General features: G+C 55.7%; 14 protein-coding genes. 12 read left to right on the top strand and 2 right to left on the bottom strand.

The genetic code is table 11. The features are described 5' to 3' along the window. Positions 1-42 precede the first annotated feature (42 nt). Positions 43-3,243, bottom strand: coding sequence for an efflux RND transporter permease subunit (locus M0651_RS13550; protein ID WP_248552280.1), 3,201 nt, complete (start codon positions 3,241-3,243; stop codon positions 43-45). 43 nt (positions 3,244-3,286) lie between these two features. Continuing rightward, positions 3,287-4,195 (bottom strand): TetR/AcrR family transcriptional regulator, encoded by a 909-nt coding sequence (locus M0651_RS13555; protein WP_248552281.1) that lies wholly within the window; start codon positions 4,193-4,195, stop codon positions 3,287-3,289. A gap of 192 nt (positions 4,196-4,387) precedes the next feature. On the opposite strand from M0651_RS13555, the gene cls reads away from it, so the two are divergent. The 12 genes from cls to M0651_RS13615 all read left to right on the top strand — a co-directional run bounded on the left by cls (position 4,388) and on the right by M0651_RS13615 (position 16,141). Next, entirely contained in the window at positions 4,388-5,896 is a 1,509-nt protein-coding gene (gene cls / locus M0651_RS13560; RefSeq protein ID WP_248552282.1) for a cardiolipin synthase, read from the top strand. Between the two features lie 35 nt (positions 5,897-5,931). Beyond that, positions 5,932-6,960: a type 2 isopentenyl-diphosphate Delta-isomerase gene (gene fni, locus M0651_RS13565; RefSeq protein ID WP_248552283.1), complete on the top strand. Its 1,029-nt coding sequence runs from the start codon at positions 5,932-5,934 to the stop codon at positions 6,958-6,960. A 649-nt stretch (positions 6,961-7,609) separates the two neighbouring features. Next, entirely contained in the window at positions 7,610-8,170 is a 561-nt protein-coding gene (locus tag M0651_RS13570) for an ECF-type riboflavin transporter substrate-binding protein (protein ID WP_248552284.1), read from the top strand. Between the two features lie 13 nt (positions 8,171-8,183). Then, complete coding sequence (locus M0651_RS13575; RefSeq protein WP_248552285.1) at positions 8,184-9,932, top strand: ABC transporter ATP-binding protein; 1,749 nt, start codon at positions 8,184-8,186, stop codon at positions 9,930-9,932. Then, positions 9,929-10,759 (top strand): energy-coupling factor transporter transmembrane component T family protein, encoded by an 831-nt coding sequence (locus tag M0651_RS13580; protein WP_248552286.1) that lies wholly within the window; start codon positions 9,929-9,931, stop codon positions 10,757-10,759. Before M0651_RS13575 ends, M0651_RS13580 begins: the two co-directional genes overlap by 4 nt. 49 nt (positions 10,760-10,808) lie before the next feature. Continuing rightward, on the top strand, positions 10,809-11,291 hold the full coding sequence (locus M0651_RS13585; RefSeq protein ID WP_248552287.1) for a GNAT family N-acetyltransferase: 483 nt from the start codon (positions 10,809-10,811) through the stop codon (positions 11,289-11,291). Between the two features lie 112 nt (positions 11,292-11,403). Further along, on the top strand, positions 11,404-12,504 hold the full coding sequence (ychF, locus tag M0651_RS13590) for a redox-regulated ATPase YchF (protein ID WP_248552288.1): 1,101 nt from the start codon (positions 11,404-11,406) through the stop codon (positions 12,502-12,504). A gap of 249 nt (positions 12,505-12,753) precedes the next feature. After that, positions 12,754-13,098 (top strand): TM2 domain-containing protein, encoded by a 345-nt coding sequence (locus M0651_RS13595; protein WP_372490958.1) that lies wholly within the window; start codon positions 12,754-12,756, stop codon positions 13,096-13,098. 2 nt (positions 13,099-13,100) lie between these two features. Next, on the top strand, positions 13,101-13,568 hold the full coding sequence (locus M0651_RS13600) for an NINE protein (protein ID WP_248552290.1): 468 nt from the start codon (positions 13,101-13,103) through the stop codon (positions 13,566-13,568). A 217-nt stretch (positions 13,569-13,785) separates the two neighbouring features. After that, positions 13,786-14,853 carry a peptide chain release factor 1 gene (gene prfA / locus M0651_RS13605; RefSeq protein WP_248552291.1) on the top strand — a complete coding sequence of 356 codons (1,068 nt, stop codon included), beginning with the start codon at positions 13,786-13,788 and terminating at the stop codon, positions 14,851-14,853. A 25-nt stretch (positions 14,854-14,878) separates the two neighbouring features. Continuing rightward, complete coding sequence (prmC, locus tag M0651_RS13610) at positions 14,879-15,748, top strand: peptide chain release factor N(5)-glutamine methyltransferase (RefSeq protein ID WP_248552320.1); 870 nt, start codon at positions 14,879-14,881, stop codon at positions 15,746-15,748. A gap of 117 nt (positions 15,749-15,865) precedes the next feature. Beyond that, the gene (locus tag M0651_RS13615; protein ID WP_248552292.1) at positions 15,866-16,141 is read left to right on the top strand and encodes a hypothetical protein; all 276 of its coding nucleotides are present in this window, start codon (positions 15,866-15,868) and stop codon (positions 16,139-16,141) included. Positions 16,142-16,258 lie beyond the last annotated feature (117 nt).

Genomic DNA, 16,258 nt, shown 5'->3' on the forward strand with positions numbered 1-16,258 from the left:
ACGGCGCAGGGTTTAATCCCCCTGCGCCGTCTTGTGTTGTTATTACTCCGCTTCTTTGGCCGACAAGTCGCGGCGGCGGAACTTCATCAAGAATTCGTACACGATCGGCACGATGACCAGCGTGAGCAGCGTCGAGCTGATCAGGCCGCCGATGACGGTGATGCCAAGGCCGCGAGAGATGATCCCTGCGCTGTGCTCCCAGCCGAAGACCAGCGGCAACAGCGCGCCGATCGTCGCCAAGGCGGTCATCAGAATCGGACGAAGCCGCGTCGTTCCTGCTTCAAGCAGCGCATCGCGAGTCGACAGACCTTCGCGCTCCTTGTGGATGACGCGGTCGATCAGCACGATCGCGTTGGTAACGACGATACCGATCAACATGAGCACGCCCATCAAGGCCGAGACGTTTAACGTCTCACCGCCGATCAAGAGGCCAACCATGGCGCCGATGACGATGAACGGCAGAGAGAACAGAATCGTAAACGGCGCCAAGCCGCCGCCAAAGGTGACAACGAGGACAAAGTAGACGATGGCGATTGCCGCCAACATGGCGATGCCCAGCTGGCCGAACGTATCGTTGATCTGTTCGGTCACGCCGCCGAATTTAACGGTGACGCCGTCCGGCAGATCCAGTTTGTCGATTTTCTCCTGCAGGCTGGACGACGCTTTTTGCACGTCGGTAGACGTGATTTTCGCGCTGACCTCAACGACCATCTTCCCGTCGATCCGCATGATGGAATCCGGGGAGGTGCCTTTTTCAACCTTCGCCACGTCCTTGATCGGGACCTGGATACCCAGCGGCGAAGTCAGCGTTGCGTTTTCAATATCAGTAATGCTGCTGTAAGTATCGCTGTCGGTTTCGATATATACGTTGTATTTCTTCGCGTCGATCGCAACCTCTGTCAGGACCGGACGCTCACGCACCGGGCTTAGCTTCATGGCGAGTTGGCCCGGCGTCAAGCCGAGGGAGCTCAGCTTCTCCTGGTCCGCAACCAAGGTGTATTGCTCATAGGTTTTCGAGAGGCTGGTGTCGCCTTTCTCGAAGTTCTTCGTATCTTCCTTGATCAAAGCAAGGATTTGGTCAGACACAGGTTTGATTTGCTCAAGCTCGTCTCCGAAGACATTCACGCTAAGCGAGCCGCCGCCCAGACCACCGGTCATGAGCTCGGACATATCGCTCCATTCGCCCTTCGGAAGCTCGCTCCGCAGACCTTCCATCAGCTTCTCTTTCACGTCGCTGAAATGATCGGTATCCGGGTCGTAAGCGATGTAGAACAACGCCGAATTGGAGGAGCCCATCCCGAGCGGATTGTCGCCGCCAACGGAATATTGCATCTTGTCGACACCCGGTTGCTCCAGGATGTATTTCTCAACGCTCAGCATATCCTTCTCCACATCTTCCAGCTGAGACCCCGGTTCAGGGGAGTAGGTTGCCATCACATACTTATCCTCTTGTTCAGGCAGGAAGCTAACGCCAACCAGCGGGTACAGGAACAAGCTGCCGACCAGCAGGACAACCGCAAGCCCGAAGGTGATCAGCTTGTGAGACAGCGACCACTCCAGAACGTGCCGATAGCCGCGGGCGATGCCTTTTGGCTTCTCGTCATGGTTGTGCTTCTTGCCGAGACCCTTACGGAACAGCGTATGCGCAAGTGCCGGTACGAGGGTAATGGCCACCAGCAACGAGGCTAGCAGCGAGAAGACCATCGTCAGTGCAAACGGCTTGAACAATTCCCCAACCATCCCGCTGACAAAAGCAAGCGGCAGGAACACGGCGATCGTAACGATCGTCGAAGACATGATCGGGACGAACATCTCCCGCGTTGCTTCGATGATCAGCTTGCTGCCCTTCAGCTTCTCGCCGGTCAGGGACAGGCGCCGGTAAATGTTCTCGATGACGACGATCGAGTCGTCGACGACGCGGCCGATGGCGACGGTCATGGCGCCCAGCGTCATCATGTTCAGCGTAATATCCATCTGCTTCAGGGCCAAAATGGCGATCAGCAGGGACAAAGGAATCGAAATAATGGATATGATCGTGGAACGGATGTTGCGCAGGAAGATCAGGATGATCAGCACCGCGAACAAGGCGCCGAACAAGGCTTTAGACAACATCGTGTTCACCGAGTCGGTGATCGGCTGGCCTTGGTCCAACAGGACCGTAAAGTTGATATGGTCGTATTGCTTGCCCAGCTCTTCGGCTGCGTCCTTGACCTGGTTGACGACGTCAACGGTATTGGCATCGTTGGACTTAACGATCTGAATGCCGATCGACTCCTCCCCGTTGGTCCGGGAGATCGATTCGGCTTTGCCGATCGTTTCGATATCGGCGATGTCGCCAAGTTTGACGGTCGGGATGTCGAGCGGCATTCCCGCCATGGCGCCGCCAGCGGCGGGGTTCCCGGAGTTCATGCCTGCAGAGCCTGCAGCTTGGCTGGCACCGCCCGGCGCAGCGCCTCCAGCGGCATTACCGCCGGCTGACGTGCCGGGAGCGGGGCTGGGAACGTCCGGGATAGCCAGGTTTTCCAAGTCCTCCACGGTCGTGATGTTGCCATCGACGACGACGGCCTTCTGGGATTGCTCCAGGCTGAATAATCCAAGCGGAACGCGGAGCGCGGAACCTTGTACGATCCCTTTCACGGTATCTTCCGTCAAGCCCAGCTCCTTCAGCTTGGCTTGGTCGAATTTCAGGCTGACCTCGCGAACGTACTGTCCGGCGATTTGCACCGAAGCAACGCCGTCCAGATCCTCGAGCACGGGCTTGATGTCGTTTTCCGTAATCCGGGTCAGATCCTCAAGGCTGCCGGATTCCTTATCCGACAAGCTGAGGGACACCACCGGCATGGAACTCAGGCTGAAGCGGGTGATTTGCGGCTTCTGCGCATCTTCGGGAAGCTGCACGTCGTTCAGCGCTTCGCGAACGGCCGCGGTGGCGTTGTCCAGATTGGTGCCGTATTCGAATTCAATGATCAGCGAGGCGGCGTTCTCCATCGAAGTGGAGGTGACCGTCTTCACGCCGTCGACGTTGTGCAGCCGCGTCTCCAGCGGCTTGGTGATCTCCTCGACCACGCCCTCCGGCGCGGCCCCGGGATATACGGCCGTTACACTAAGGTAAGGCACATCAATGTTCGGAATCGTCTCCTGCTTCATGGTCAGACCGCTGTACAAACCAACGGCGGTAACGATGACCGTCAGTAGCCAGATCGCGAACTTATTACGCAGGGAAAACTGGATCATACTCTTCATAAGCGGGTTTCTGCTCCTCTCTTTCTAGGGGTGACAAAATCATCTACGAGTGCTGGGTATAAACCTGCAGCAGCTGCTCCAGTTCTGCCGAACGTGGGGCTAGCTCCGGCATGGCGGCTAAATTAGCCAGCATGCCCTTAATGATAGCGCGGCGCGGACGAAGCTCCAGAATTTCATGCTCAAGAATCTGAAGGGTTTCCAGCGCTTCCTGCTGTCTGTCCGGATCGGAGATATTATCTCCAAGTGTATCGCGCAGCCCTTTGATCGTTAACAAAGGATGCTGCTGCAAATCCAGACTGCCCGGAGCGCCTTCAGACATGAGCCGCAGCGTCTCTTCGGAAATCAGCGGGACAGGCCGGTTATTCAACTGATGCTGCGCCGCAAGATCGAGCAGGTCCATCAGATGTTCCGCCATTCGTTCCGGCGATACCGAAACATGAGGCTCAAATAATAGTCGGACATAAATACCGACCATGCCGTAAGCGATCGTTAACAGGTCGCCCGTGTAAGGCTCGATCCTTGGGCCATAGACCGCCTCCAGCTTGTTCTTGCCGTGCCGCAGCAACTTGGCGTTGTGGGCTTGGACTGCCGCCGGTTCTTTGTACGGTGTACCGTTCTTGTGCCAGTCCTGGAATTGCATGATCAGGAATTCACGCAGTTCAAGCACCAGTTCGAGCATGACGACGAGCTGGCGCCGCAGTTTCTCTTTAGGCGTCAACCCTTGCTGCAGTTCCACCTGCGTCAGATGGTCAAGCAACATCTGGTAGCAGTACTCGAACAAGCTCTGCTCCAGTTCCTCCTTCGATTTGAAGTGAAGGTACAGGCTGCCCTTGGACATCCCGCAGGCTTCGGCGATCTCCTGCATGGACGTAGCCGACGACCCCTTGGCCGCAAATAACTGCATGGCCGCGCGTAAAATCAGCTTCTTTTTGTCGATGGATGGTTGGGACAAAAAGGACCGAACCCCCTTTCTCTGACTCATGGGTTCTTGTTTTGACTTGATGGTCATTTTTGATTATAGTACAAAGCCCATACGGATACAAATCTGCGCGCAAGGACATTTTTCCCTCTCACCAGTAGGAAGAATTCAAACGTTCATGTAGAATATAATCATGCATCATATAGAAAAAGAAGGAGTACAACGATGAGACGGGGACTTCAAATCATTATCATCGCCGCGATTTTATTTGCTTTCTATTATTTCGGATTTGGCGTCTTCGGTAAATTCGGCGGTACACTCGTTAGTATTTTTCAAACGCTGACCGTTATCACGATCGGCCTCGCCATATTTATGGAGAACCGCAATCCGTCCAGCACCGTGGCCTGGATCATCGTGCTCGCTTTGTTGCCGGTTGTTGGGCTTTTACTTTATTTTTTGCTGGGACAAAACTATTTCAAACGGCGCAAATTCGATAAAAAAGCGGAACAAGACCGCCTCAGCTATGAGCGGATCGATCGCAGCGGACACCTGCTGCCCCGCGACTTGTCGCAGTTCAGCCCCGGCCAACAGCGCCTATTGCATCTGTCGCAACGTTTGGCTCGTACGCCTTATTCGATGGCGACCCGCACGCACGTGCTGACCAACGGGGAGGAGACTTTCACTAATCTGCTGCGCGAGCTTAAGAAAGCCGAACACCATATCCACATGGAATACTACATATACCGTGCCGACGATATCGGGCGGGAAATCCAGAAGACGCTGATGGAGAAGGCACGAGCCGGTATCGAAGTTCGTTTTATGTTTGACGCCGTCGGCAGCATCGGTCTACCTAAGTCGTTTATCGCCGAGCTGCGGGAGGCGGGGGTCAAGGTTGGCATTTACGGGCAGATGCGTTTTTTGGCCCTGTCGAGCCGAGTCAATTACCGCAACCACCGCAAGATCGTAGTGATCGACGGAAATACTGGATTTATCGGCGGCCTTAACGTCGGCGATGAATATTTGAGCCGAAGCAAAACCTACGGTTTCTGGCGCGATACCCACATGCTGGTCAAAGGGGAGGCGGTCCGGTCGTTGCAGATCATTTTCCTGCAGGACTGGCAATACGTGACTGGGGAGAAAATCATGGACCTCGCCTACCTGTCTCCAGAGCTTGAACAAGGCTGTAGCGGGGCGGTACAGATCGTACCAAGCGGTCCGGACAATGAAAGCCGGACGCTTAAGAATATCTTCTTTGCGATGATCTCATCGGCGAAGAAGTCCGTGTGGCTGGCGACGCCGTATTTTATACCCGATGAGGATATCCTGACCGCGCTGCGCGTGGCCGGATTATCGGGGATCGACGTGCGTATCCTGTTCCCAGCTAAACCGGACAAATGGTTACCTTTCTTGGCGTCCCACTCCTATTTCCCTTCGCTGCTGGAGGTTGGGGTGAAAATTTTCGAGTATGAAAAAGGTTTTCTGCATTCAAAACTGCTGATCGTGGACGGGGAAGTGGCCACGGTCGGTACGGCCAATATGGATATGCGCAGCTTCCACCTGAATTTCGAGGTCAACGCGCTCTTGGTGCAAAGCGACAGTGTTGCTAAGGTCGTGAACAATTTCGAACGTGATCTGCTGTCAGCGAAGTTAATCGACAAGCATGACTTTATGAATAAGAAAATCCCGGTACGCCTCGCGGAATCCGCAGCCCGGCTGTTGTCCCCGCTACTGTAGCGGTGGAGGTATAAGGTAAAGGAGGGTCCTACGGTATGGAGCCAACATCGGAACGCAAAACGGAGCATATTCGCCTCTGTCTGGAGGAGCAAGTGAATGCGGAAGGTATCCGCAACGGGTTCGAAAAGTTTCGTTTTCGCCATAACGCACTGCCAGAGCTGGATTTCGCCGAAATCAGCTTAAAAACGGCGTTTCTCGGCGCCTCAATTCGCACACCGCTGCTGATCAGCTCGATGACCGGCGGCAGCCGACTAGCCGGTGAAATTAACACACGTCTCGCCGAAGCGGCGGAACGGCGCGGTTGGTCCATGGGCGTCGGCTCGGTCCGGGCTGCCGTCGAGCGGGACGAGCTGGCCCCAACGTTCGCCATTCGGCGGTTTGCGCCGACCATCCCAATCATTGCGAACTTAGGCGCGGTGCAACTCAATTACGGCTACGGGCCGGAGGATTGCAAGCGGGCGGTGGGGATCGCTGGAGCGGACATGCTCGTGCTGCATCTGAACAGCCTGCAGGAGGTGTTCCAGCCGGAGGGAGATACGAACTTCGGCGGGCTGCTGGAGCGGATCGAGGAGGTTTGCCGCGAGCTGCCGATCCCGGTTGGCGTAAAAGAAGTCGGCTGGGGCATCGACGGCGCTACGGCGAGACGACTGCGCGAAGCGGGCGTCGCCTTCATCGACGTCGCAGGCGCCGGCGGCACTTCGTGGAGCCAGGTCGAGAAGTTCCGCGGCAGCGACCCTGTGCGCCGCGCGGCAGCGGAAGCATTCGCGGATTGGGGTATCCCCACCGCCGAATGCATCCGCGAAGTACGGGCGGCGCTGCCGGACGCCGCCCTGATTGGCAGCGGGGGCCTGAACACCGGCGTGGACGCCGCCAAAGCGCTGGCGCTTGGCGCGGATCTGGCCGGGTTTGGCCGGGCGCTGCTCGAACCAGCGGTGCATTCGGAGGAGCGATTGGACGCGCTGCTAGAGCGCGTTGAGCTGGAGCTCCGCACCGCCATGTTCGGCATTGGCGCCGGGAGCATTCCGGCGCTGCGAGGGACGCCGCGGCTCGTGCGCCGCGAGTAGAGGCGGCCCCGGTTCGGCGCTACGGCGCGGCCTGCGGTGGCAAGATAGAGCGGGACGCGCCGGGAGCGGACCGTTTGGGGGTCCTGGCCGGCTCTTTGCACGATTATCCCCTTTATTCAGGAAAGCGGGTGGGGGATAGAAGTGGGAAGAATTTAGCGGAGACATATTGAGGTAAATGGAATTGGATAAGATCGGATAAGATCGGATCGATCAGATAAATTGGATAGACCAGATAGACCAGATAGACCAGATAGACTGAGTCAACGGGATAAAGGGCAGGTTAGTAGGTTTTTCAGTACTCTGAGTCAACGGGATAATGGCAGGTTAGTAGGTTTCTCAGTACTCTGATTCAACGTGAGAATGGGCTGGTTAGCTGGTTTCTCAGTACCCTGAGCCAACGGGATAATGTTTAAGATAGTGGGCTTTTCCGTGACCTGATTAATAGGGATAATGGTCAAAAGGGCCGGACAAACGAATATGGCCCTCCGTTTAAATCCAACTAAACCAGTAAGAATTTCATTGCAATTCGACAGGTTAGCCCTTATATTGTAGGTAAATACCGGTCCGCTAGGACGGCAAACCGGTTCATACATATTCGACGGTAGAGCCCGAAATTAGGTTGGGCATTGACGCAGAGGGGGAGTTGGAAATGAAATCTTCATTGTGGAAGTGGAACACGAGGACGGTGGTGACCATCGGGATCGGGGGCGCATTGTACGGGGCAACGAGCTGGATCGGCATCCCGATTGCACCGGATACGCAGCTGCGCCCGGCTATTGCTTTGCTGGCGATCTTCGGCGCGTTGTTTGGGCCAATCGTTGGTTTTATCGCTGGATTTATCGGGCATGTCATCAATGATTTGATTACGAGCGGTACCGTTTGGTGGGGCTGGGCATTGGGCTCGGGTATCACCGCAGCTTTTATGGGCCTGATTTATTTGGCTAAGGATTTCAACGCCCAGGAAGGACAGATGAAGAAAAACCACGTGGCCTGGTTCGTCGTATATGGAATCGTGGGGATCTTCGTTTCGCTGGCGTTTTCCGGGTATTTCGACATCCTGGTGATGGGCGAACCTAACGACAAAATCGCAATTCAGGTCATTTCTGCAGGGCTGGCGAACTTAGCCGTGTTTCTTATTCTGGGACTGCCGGCGGTGCTGGCTTACGTGAAGCGTAACCGCAACAACTCGAATTTAAGCGTGGACAGATAGGAGCTTACTGAAAATGCAAGCAGTCATAACTTTCCGACAGTTCAGTTTTCGCTACAAAAATCAAAGCGAACCTACGCTAAAGAATATCCATCTGGAGATCGCACGCGGGGAGAAAATATGGATCGCCGGCCCCAGCGGTTCTGGAAAATCGACATTAGCCCATTGTATCAATGGGCTAATTCCCTTTTCGTACGGCGGTGAAATGTCTGGTCAATTGCTGCTGGACGGGCAAGACGCCTCGGGAATGACGATCTTCGAACGCAGCCGCCGGGTCGGGACGATCCTGCAAAATCCGGACGCCCAGTTCGTCGGCCAAACGGTCGGGGAGGACGTGGCTTTCCAACTGGAAAATGAAGCCGCCCCGCAAGAAGCCATGAAAGCGGCTGTCTCCTCCGCACTGGAGTTGGTCGGGATGCAGGCTTATGAGGCGCAAGGGCCCCACGAGTTGTCCGGCGGGCAGAAGCAGCAGGTGGCCTTAGCTGGAGTATTGTCGGCGCAAGCGGATATTCTGCTGTTCGACGAACCGCTTGCCAATCTAGACCCGGCCAGCGGAGCCAAGGCGATGCGGCTGATCGATGAAATCCACCGCAGCCAAGGAAAGACGGTGATTCTCATCGAGCATCGGGTTGAAGACGTGCTGCTAGAGCATATCGATCGAATCGTCGTTATGAACGAGGGAGAGATCGCGGCGATGGGAACGCCGGACGAGTTGCTCGCGGCGGGGGTCCTCCCTCGGTATGGCTTGCGCCAGCCGCTGTATCTGGAGGCGCTGGGCCATGCGGGCTTACCGCTGACCGAATTTGCGGGCTTAACCCGCCCAGAGAGCGTTAAGCAGACGGAGGGCGGATCGGAGCAACCGGGGCCGCCGGGACTTAGCGATTTGCAGTTGAAAGAACGACTGGAAGCATGGGCAGCCTCTGTCCCTTCGGTCGCACGAGGCCGCCTCGGCGATCCGCTACTTGAGCTGCGGGGTGTGTCTTACGCCTACGAGCCGGGCACGAATGCGGTATCGGACGTCTCTCTGATCGTCCGGTCGGGTGAAACGGTGGCCCTGCTTGGCAGTAACGGGGCCGGCAAATCGACGTTGTCGGGGTTGATCACCGGCTTGCTTAAGCCCGCTACCGGCGAGATTTGCCTCCGCGGAGAGGTGATCAACGGCTGGTCGGTCCGTCGTCGCGGCGAAGAAATCGGCTATGTGATGCAGCATCCCCATCACATGCTGACGCAACATATGGTGCGGGACGAGGTTCGCATCGGCTTGGCTGCGCGCGGCGTACCTGAACCCGAGCAAGAGCGGCGGACGGAAGAAGCGCTGCAGATCTGCGGCCTGTATCCGTATCGGAACTGGCCGGTCTCCGCGCTCAGCTTCGGGCAGAAGAAGCGGCTGAGCATCGCAGCCATCCTGGCGCTGCAGCCGAAATTGATGATTTTGGATGAGCCTACAGCGGGACAGGATTACCGGCATTATACCGAATTTATGGAATTCATCGACCGACTAGCCGCGGAGGGAATGGCTTTTCTGTTCATCACGCACGACATGCACTTAGCACTGGAATATGCGGACCGAGCGGTGGTGATGGCGAAGGGACGGGTGATCGCAGAGGATGAGGTAGCCCGGATTTTAGCTGACGGGGAAATCACCTCCCGGGCCAACCTGCGGGAGACGAGTCTGGCGCGCTTTGCTAGAGCCCAGGGGTTAGCTTCGCCTTCGCGATTCGTCGAAGCTTTTATCGCCGCAGAGAAGAAGGTGAAACGAGCATGAGTCAGGCGAGTGGGTTGTACGTTGCGGGAGACTCCTTTTTTCATCGGATGGACGGAGCGGTCAAGCTGATTCTGCTGCTGATCTGGACGGTCGTCACCTTCCTGTTTATGGATTTGCGCGTATTCGCCGTGATGCTGGCTGTCGGAGTCTCAATGCTGCTGCTGGCCCGGGTTCCGTTCCGAAAAATGGCGCTGCTGTTCTGGGCGCTCACGATTTTTACCGTCGTCAACAGCGTCTTCATTCTGCTAATCACCCCCCGATTCGGTACGACGCTGACCGAGAGCGATACGCCGCTGATCCCGCTCGGATACGATACCGTGAATACGGAAACGTTGTTTTACGTACTGACTTTGTCGTTTAAATATCTGACGTTACTGCCGATTACGCTGCTGTTCATATTCACGACGCATCCGAGTCGTTTTGCCGCCAGTCTACATAAGCTGGGGGTGTCCTATAAACTGGCATATGCCGTTAGCATTGCCTTTCGTTATATTCCCGATCTCACAAAAGAGTTCCGCACGATCCTTAACGCGCTGCAAATGCGCGGTCTGGGCATCTCCCGCGGCGATGGCACACTGCTTCAGCGGGCGCGGAATCTGACGCAGGCGGTCGTGCCGTTACTGCAGTCCTCCCTGCAGCATATTGAATCGGTCTCTGACGCCATGGATTTACGCGGGTTCGGAACGAAACCGCAGAGGACCTGGTACATGGGCAAGGTGATGACGGAGGGCGACAAGTTGATCGCATTGTTGTGCGTTATTCTGCTGGCTGTTGGAATTTGGCTGAAACGCAGCCTGTTTCCGGGGTTTTGGTACCCGTTTGGTTAGGGGAAAGATCACTACGATCCTTGATGGATCCGCAAAGAGAGGGATATCTATGGTGCAGTTGATTCCAATGTCGAAATCAGAATACCAGGTCTTTCGCAGCCGCTCGGTCCGCGAATATGCGGAAGAGAAAGTCGCAGCCGGTGCCTGGAAGGCCGAGGATGCTCCTGCGCTATCCGAAGCGGCATTCCGGCGGTTCCTCCCGGATGATCAGGAGACGGAAGGGGCATATCTGTTCAGCGTTAAGGAGAATGAACAACTCAATCCAGTCGGTCATCTCTGGTTTAATGTGATGGAGCAAGAGAAAGGCCCAGTTGCATTTATCCTGGATATTCTGATCTATGACGAGTTCCAAGGCAAAGGTTATGGTCAAGCGACAATGACCGCGCTGGAAGAGAAGGTGCGCGAGCTGGGGCTGAAGACGATCGGTCTTCATGTGTTTGGTCATAATCAGCGTGCCTATCAGCTGTATCAAAAGATGGGCTACATCGTCACGGATATCCAGATGAGCAAAACCTTGGAGGATCGTGGCTAAAGCTATGGTCCCGGAGGCGGCGGGAGATCGTTATCCTTGAAATATTCCTGGCGTATCGTTACTATGGTTGAAGGAAGATGAGCAATTACATGAATGAGGAGTTGTCAATCATATGGCTTTAAAAGCAGGCATTGTGGGTTTGCCGAACGTGGGGAAGTCCACATTGTTTAACGCGATAACCCAGGCGGGGGCCGAATCCGCCAACTATCCGTTTTGTACGATCGATCCGAACGTCGGCGTGGTGGAGGTGCCGGACGAGCGTCTCGACAAGCTGACCGAATTGGTTGTTCCAAATCGCACCGTTCCAACGGCATTTGAATTTGTTGATATCGCCGGTTTGGTGCGCGGCGCGAGCAAAGGCGAAGGCCTTGGCAACAAGTTCTTGGCCCATATTCGCGAAGTGGATGCGATCGTTCATGTGGTCCGTTGCTTCGAGGATGAGAACATTACGCATGTGGACGGTAAAATCAATCCGATCAGCGACATCCAAACGATTAACCTGGAGTTGATCTTGGCTGACGTGGAGAGCGTGGAGAAACGGATTGAACGCTCCAAGAAAAATATGAAGGGCGGCAATAAGCAATACGCCCAGGAAGTCGAGGTCCTGGAACGGATCAAGGAGGCGCTTTATAACGATCAACCGGCGCGCAGCATCGAGCTGAACGAAGAGGAGAAGCTGATCGTACGTGACCTGCACCTGTTAACCCTGAAGCCGGTGTTGTATGCGGCCAATGTCAGCGAGGATGGCGTGACCGAGGCCGACAGCAATCCTTTTGTTCAACAGGTCAAGGAATTTGCTGCAGCCGAAGGTGCTGAAGTGGTACCGATCAGCGCCAAAGTGGAGGCGGAGATCGCCGAACTGGATGGCGAAGACAAGGCGATGTTCCTGGAGGAGCTCGGTCTGAGCGCTTCCGGTTTGGATCGCCTGATCCAAGCGGCTTACCGCCTGCTTGGCTTGTACACGTACTTTACGGCCGGGGTGCAGGAGGTTCGCGCCTGGACCATTCGCAAAGGGACGAAAGCGCCGCAAGCGGCGGGCGTCATCCACACCGACTTCGAACGCGGTTTTATTCGCGCCGAAGTGGTCTCTTACAATGACCTCGTCGCCGCCGGTTCGATGAACGCAGCGCGTGAACGCGGCCAGCTGCGCCTGGAAGGCAAAGAGTACGTCGTTCAAGACGGCGATGTCATGCATTTCCGCTTTAACGTATAACTTGTTTTTTAACGGTATGAAATTACTGCCCCAAGAATCGCAGGGTGTCTGCGAGACTTGGGGCAGTTTTATTAGGATTTGCACTATTTTCTTATATTCAAAAGGGTGAATAATGGAGGCGAGTCCGGCATAACTTTGGTAAAGAAAGATGTATACTTGGGAAAAATTTGCATTGTTTTCATAGTAACGAGTTTGTATACTTAATTCAAGTTTTTATTTTTCTTACATCTAGGGGGAGTTTTAATGAGTATGGATTACGCCTTGCACCGCAAATCCCAATTGGATACCCGGGAACTGCTGCTGCTGGAATCCGAGGTGAAAAACCAGGGGAAAAACATGTTTGTTGCTTACATTCTATGGTATTTCCTCGGAGTCGTTGGGGGCCATCGTTTCTACATGGGAAAAATCGGGACGGCTGTAACTCAGCTGATCTTGTCATTGACGGTCGTTGGGCTGATCGTCACTGGGATCTGGTGGATCGTGGACGCTTTCCTGGTGCACTCTTGGGTGAAACAGCACAACGCTGAGGTGGAGAACCGTGTCATCGATCGGATCTTCTACGATCGCGGCAGATCTCCGGAGTACCCAATCTAATTATGCTGACCAAAGGCGATTTGACCACGAGCGAACTGCTGCTTCTGAACTCGGAAATGAATAAGCGTGAGAAATCGTTGGGCCTGGCTTACCTGATGCTGCTGGCCGGTCACTTAGGCGTGCATCGCTTCTACCTGAAGCGGATTGCCAGCGGGGTCGTGCAGCTGTGCTTATTTATCCTGGCGTTCGTACTTTACTTTGTGTTCGCCATTGCAGCCGGGATCGAAAGCGTAGATTCACCCGAAACGGCCTATTCGCTGCTTCTGCTCATCCCGGTTATCCTATTTGGATTGGCACTGACCGTCTGGGTTATTGTCGATGCTTGCTTGCTGCCGGGCTTGGTTCGCGACTGGAATGCCAAGCTGGAGCAGTCACTGGTTGAACAGATCAGTGCTTTTCGTGCAACCGCGGAATTTGCAAAACCAGAGGCGGATGGGACGGGGAATAGCGGCCGTCCGCTTGACCTTTAAGATTTATCTTTCATGAAAGCCAAGAAAGGACGCCTACGCGGCGTCTTTTTTTGGTAGAAAGATCCAAGGATGAAACAGGGATTCCAGGGCGGATGCGGCCTAGCCAAAACACGGGTTCCATGATATAATAAAAAGTCGTTTATCCCTGAAATACTAAGCCTGCGGATGAGCGGCTTTTTATCAGATAAAGTGATTGAATGAAGAGAGGTGACATCCCTTGTTGGACCGACTACAATCCCTGGCTGACCGTTATGAGAAGCTGAGTGAGCTGCTTTGCGATCCGGACGTGGCGAACGACTCGAAACGTCTGCGGGATTACTCCAAAGAACAATCGGATTTACAGCCGGCTTATGAGGCGTACACCGAATATAAGAATGTCGTCGAAGAGCTGGAAGCCGCTAAAGCCATGCAGGCCGAGAAGCTGGATGATGAAATGCGCGAAATGGTGAAGATGGAAATCGAGGAACTCAGCGCACGCCACCAGGAGCTGGAAGAGAAAATTCGCGTATTGCTGCTGCCGAAGGATCCGAATGACGATAAGAACGTCATTGTGGAAATTCGCGGTGCGGCTGGCGGGGACGAAGCGGCTTTGTTTGCCGCCGATTTGTACCGGATGTATACGCGGTATGCTGATTCCCAAGGCTGGCGCATTGATATTATGGACATGAATGAAAGCGACCTGGGCGGTTTTAAAGAGGTCATTTTTATGATTAACGGCCGGGGCGCATATAGTAAGCTGAAATACGAAAGTGGCGCACATCGCGTGCAACGTATCCCTTCGACGGAATCCGGCGGACGGATTCACACGTCGACCTCAACGGTGGCTGTACTGCCTGAAGTAGAGGACGTGGATATTGAAATTCTCGATAAGGATATCCGTGTCGATACGTTCTGCTCCAGCGGAGCGGGCGGCCAATCGGTCAACACGACGAAATCCGCCGTGCGCGTGACGCATATTCCTACCGGGATCGTGGCGACTTGCCAAGATGGTAAATCGCAAAACTCGAACAAAGAGAAGGCGCTCCAGGTGCTGCGCGCCCGGATCTTCGATCTGAAGCGGCAGGAAGAGGAAGCGAAATACGCCGGCGAGCGGAAGAGCAAGGTCGGCACCGGGGACCGCAGTGAGCGGATCCGGACCTACAACTTCCCGCAAAGCCGGGTGACTGACCACCGCATCGGCTTGACTCTGCACAAGCTGGACCAGGTGATGAACGGTGAGATCGGTGAGATCGTATCGGCATTGACGATTGCCGAACAAGCTGACCTGATGGATAAAGGAGAATAACGTGTTGCACAACGAAGGATACCGGATGTCCGGTGCAATGACGATTTGGGAAGCCCGTAAAGAGGCTTCTTCTTTTTTAGCGGCGGCTGGCGTGCGAGAGCCGGAGTCGAACGCGGAGCTGCTGCTCCGCCATGTGCTGGGCCTTGCGGGCGCGGCGTATTTGGCCGCGCTTCGTGAGCCGTTCCCGGCGGACAAGCAGGACGCCTGGGAAGGGGTGATCCGCCGCAAAGTGGCGGGCGAGCCAGCGCAGTATATCATCGGGGAACAGGAATTCTACGGGTTGACCTTTCGGGTCAACCCGGCGGTGCTGATCCCCCGCCCGGAAACGGAGCTGCTCGTGGAGCGCATCGCGTTGGAAGGCGATGCGTTGTGGCCCGGCGGCGCGCCGTACGCCGCCGACATCGGCACGGGCAGCGGCCCGATCGCCGCGGCCCTGGCTCATCTGCGCCCAGCCTGGCGCGTCGCGGCGAGCGATATCTCGCCCGACGCCTTAGCGGTGGCGCAGGACAATGTCCGGCGGCTCGGCCTTGCTGTGACGTTCAAGCAGGGTGACCTGCTTAAACCGTTTGCCGGCGAGCCGCTGGACATCGTGGTGTCGAATCCGCCGTATATCCCGGCGGAGGACATCCCGCACCTGCAGCCGGAGGTGCGGGACTTCGAGCCGCGCGGCGCGCTGGATGGCGGTCCGGACGGGCTCATGCCCTACCGGACCCTAATGGCGCAGCTCGCGCTGCTGCCGCGGCCGCCTCGCCTGATCGGCTTCGAGCTCGGCCAAGGCCAGGCCGCCGACGTTGCGGAACTGCTCCGCGCCGCCGGCCATTGGGACGAGATCGTGACGGTTCCCGATCTCGCGGGCATCGACCGCCACGTGCTGGGCATCGCGCGGACACGTTAACTTCCGCTATCGCGCGATTCTATGAAAATAGGTGAAGCGCCTCAACCAAAAGCCGCTTACTTTGAAAGGGTAGTTTCATAGAATGTGGTATCTCAAACCGAAAGGAGGAGATTCCACATGGCGTTCACACTGACGTATCCGTATGCGCAAGCAGCGGGCGTCGGCCAAGGTTATTTCGTGGCCGCCGACCCGCTGGGCCCAACCGGGATCGTTACGGTTGCGGCTACGCTGGGTAACGTCGAACTTCGTATTACCCGGTACAACGCGCCGGATTTTATTCAGACCGTGACTCAAGGCAGCACGTTTACCGTTCAGTTGGGTAACATTCAAACCATCGGTATTCTCGCGCTGACCGCCGCCACGGGTGTCTTGACTCTCATCACTCCCGTCTAATTCGTTTAACTCGTTTAACCTTCATTCCCCCATTTTCCCCTCCCTATCCCGACCCCCATTTCGGGCGCCGACGTTTTCGTCGGCGTTCTTTTTTTTGCGTGTTGACGAGAGAAAACC

The organism is Paenibacillus mellifer (genome assembly GCF_023195895.1).
Lineage (GTDB): Bacteria > Bacillota > Bacilli > Paenibacillales > Paenibacillaceae > Fontibacillus > Fontibacillus mellifer.

Coding starts and splice junctions, on each gene's coding strand:
- M0651_RS13550 (WP_248552280.1), bottom strand. CDS start 3,243: ATGAAGAGTATGATCCAGTTTTCCCTGCGTAATAAGTTCGCGATCTGG.
- cls (WP_248552282.1), top strand. CDS start 4,388: ATGAGACGGGGACTTCAAATCATTATCATCGCCGCGATTTTATTTGCT.
- fni (WP_248552283.1), top strand. CDS start 5,932: ATGGAGCCAACATCGGAACGCAAAACGGAGCATATTCGCCTCTGTCTG.
- M0651_RS13570 (WP_248552284.1), top strand. CDS start 7,610: ATGAAATCTTCATTGTGGAAGTGGAACACGAGGACGGTGGTGACCATC.
- M0651_RS13575 (WP_248552285.1), top strand. CDS start 8,184: ATGCAAGCAGTCATAACTTTCCGACAGTTCAGTTTTCGCTACAAAAAT.
- M0651_RS13580 (WP_248552286.1), top strand. CDS start 9,929: ATGAGTCAGGCGAGTGGGTTGTACGTTGCGGGAGACTCCTTTTTTCAT.
- M0651_RS13585 (WP_248552287.1), top strand. CDS start 10,809: ATGGTGCAGTTGATTCCAATGTCGAAATCAGAATACCAGGTCTTTCGC.
- ychF (WP_248552288.1), top strand. CDS start 11,404: ATGGCTTTAAAAGCAGGCATTGTGGGTTTGCCGAACGTGGGGAAGTCC.
- M0651_RS13595 (WP_372490958.1), top strand. CDS start 12,754: ATGGATTACGCCTTGCACCGCAAATCCCAATTGGATACCCGGGAACTG.
- M0651_RS13600 (WP_248552290.1), top strand. CDS start 13,101: ATGCTGACCAAAGGCGATTTGACCACGAGCGAACTGCTGCTTCTGAAC.
- prmC (WP_248552320.1), top strand. CDS start 14,879: ATGTCCGGTGCAATGACGATTTGGGAAGCCCGTAAAGAGGCTTCTTCT.
- M0651_RS13615 (WP_248552292.1), top strand. CDS start 15,866: ATGGCGTTCACACTGACGTATCCGTATGCGCAAGCAGCGGGCGTCGGC.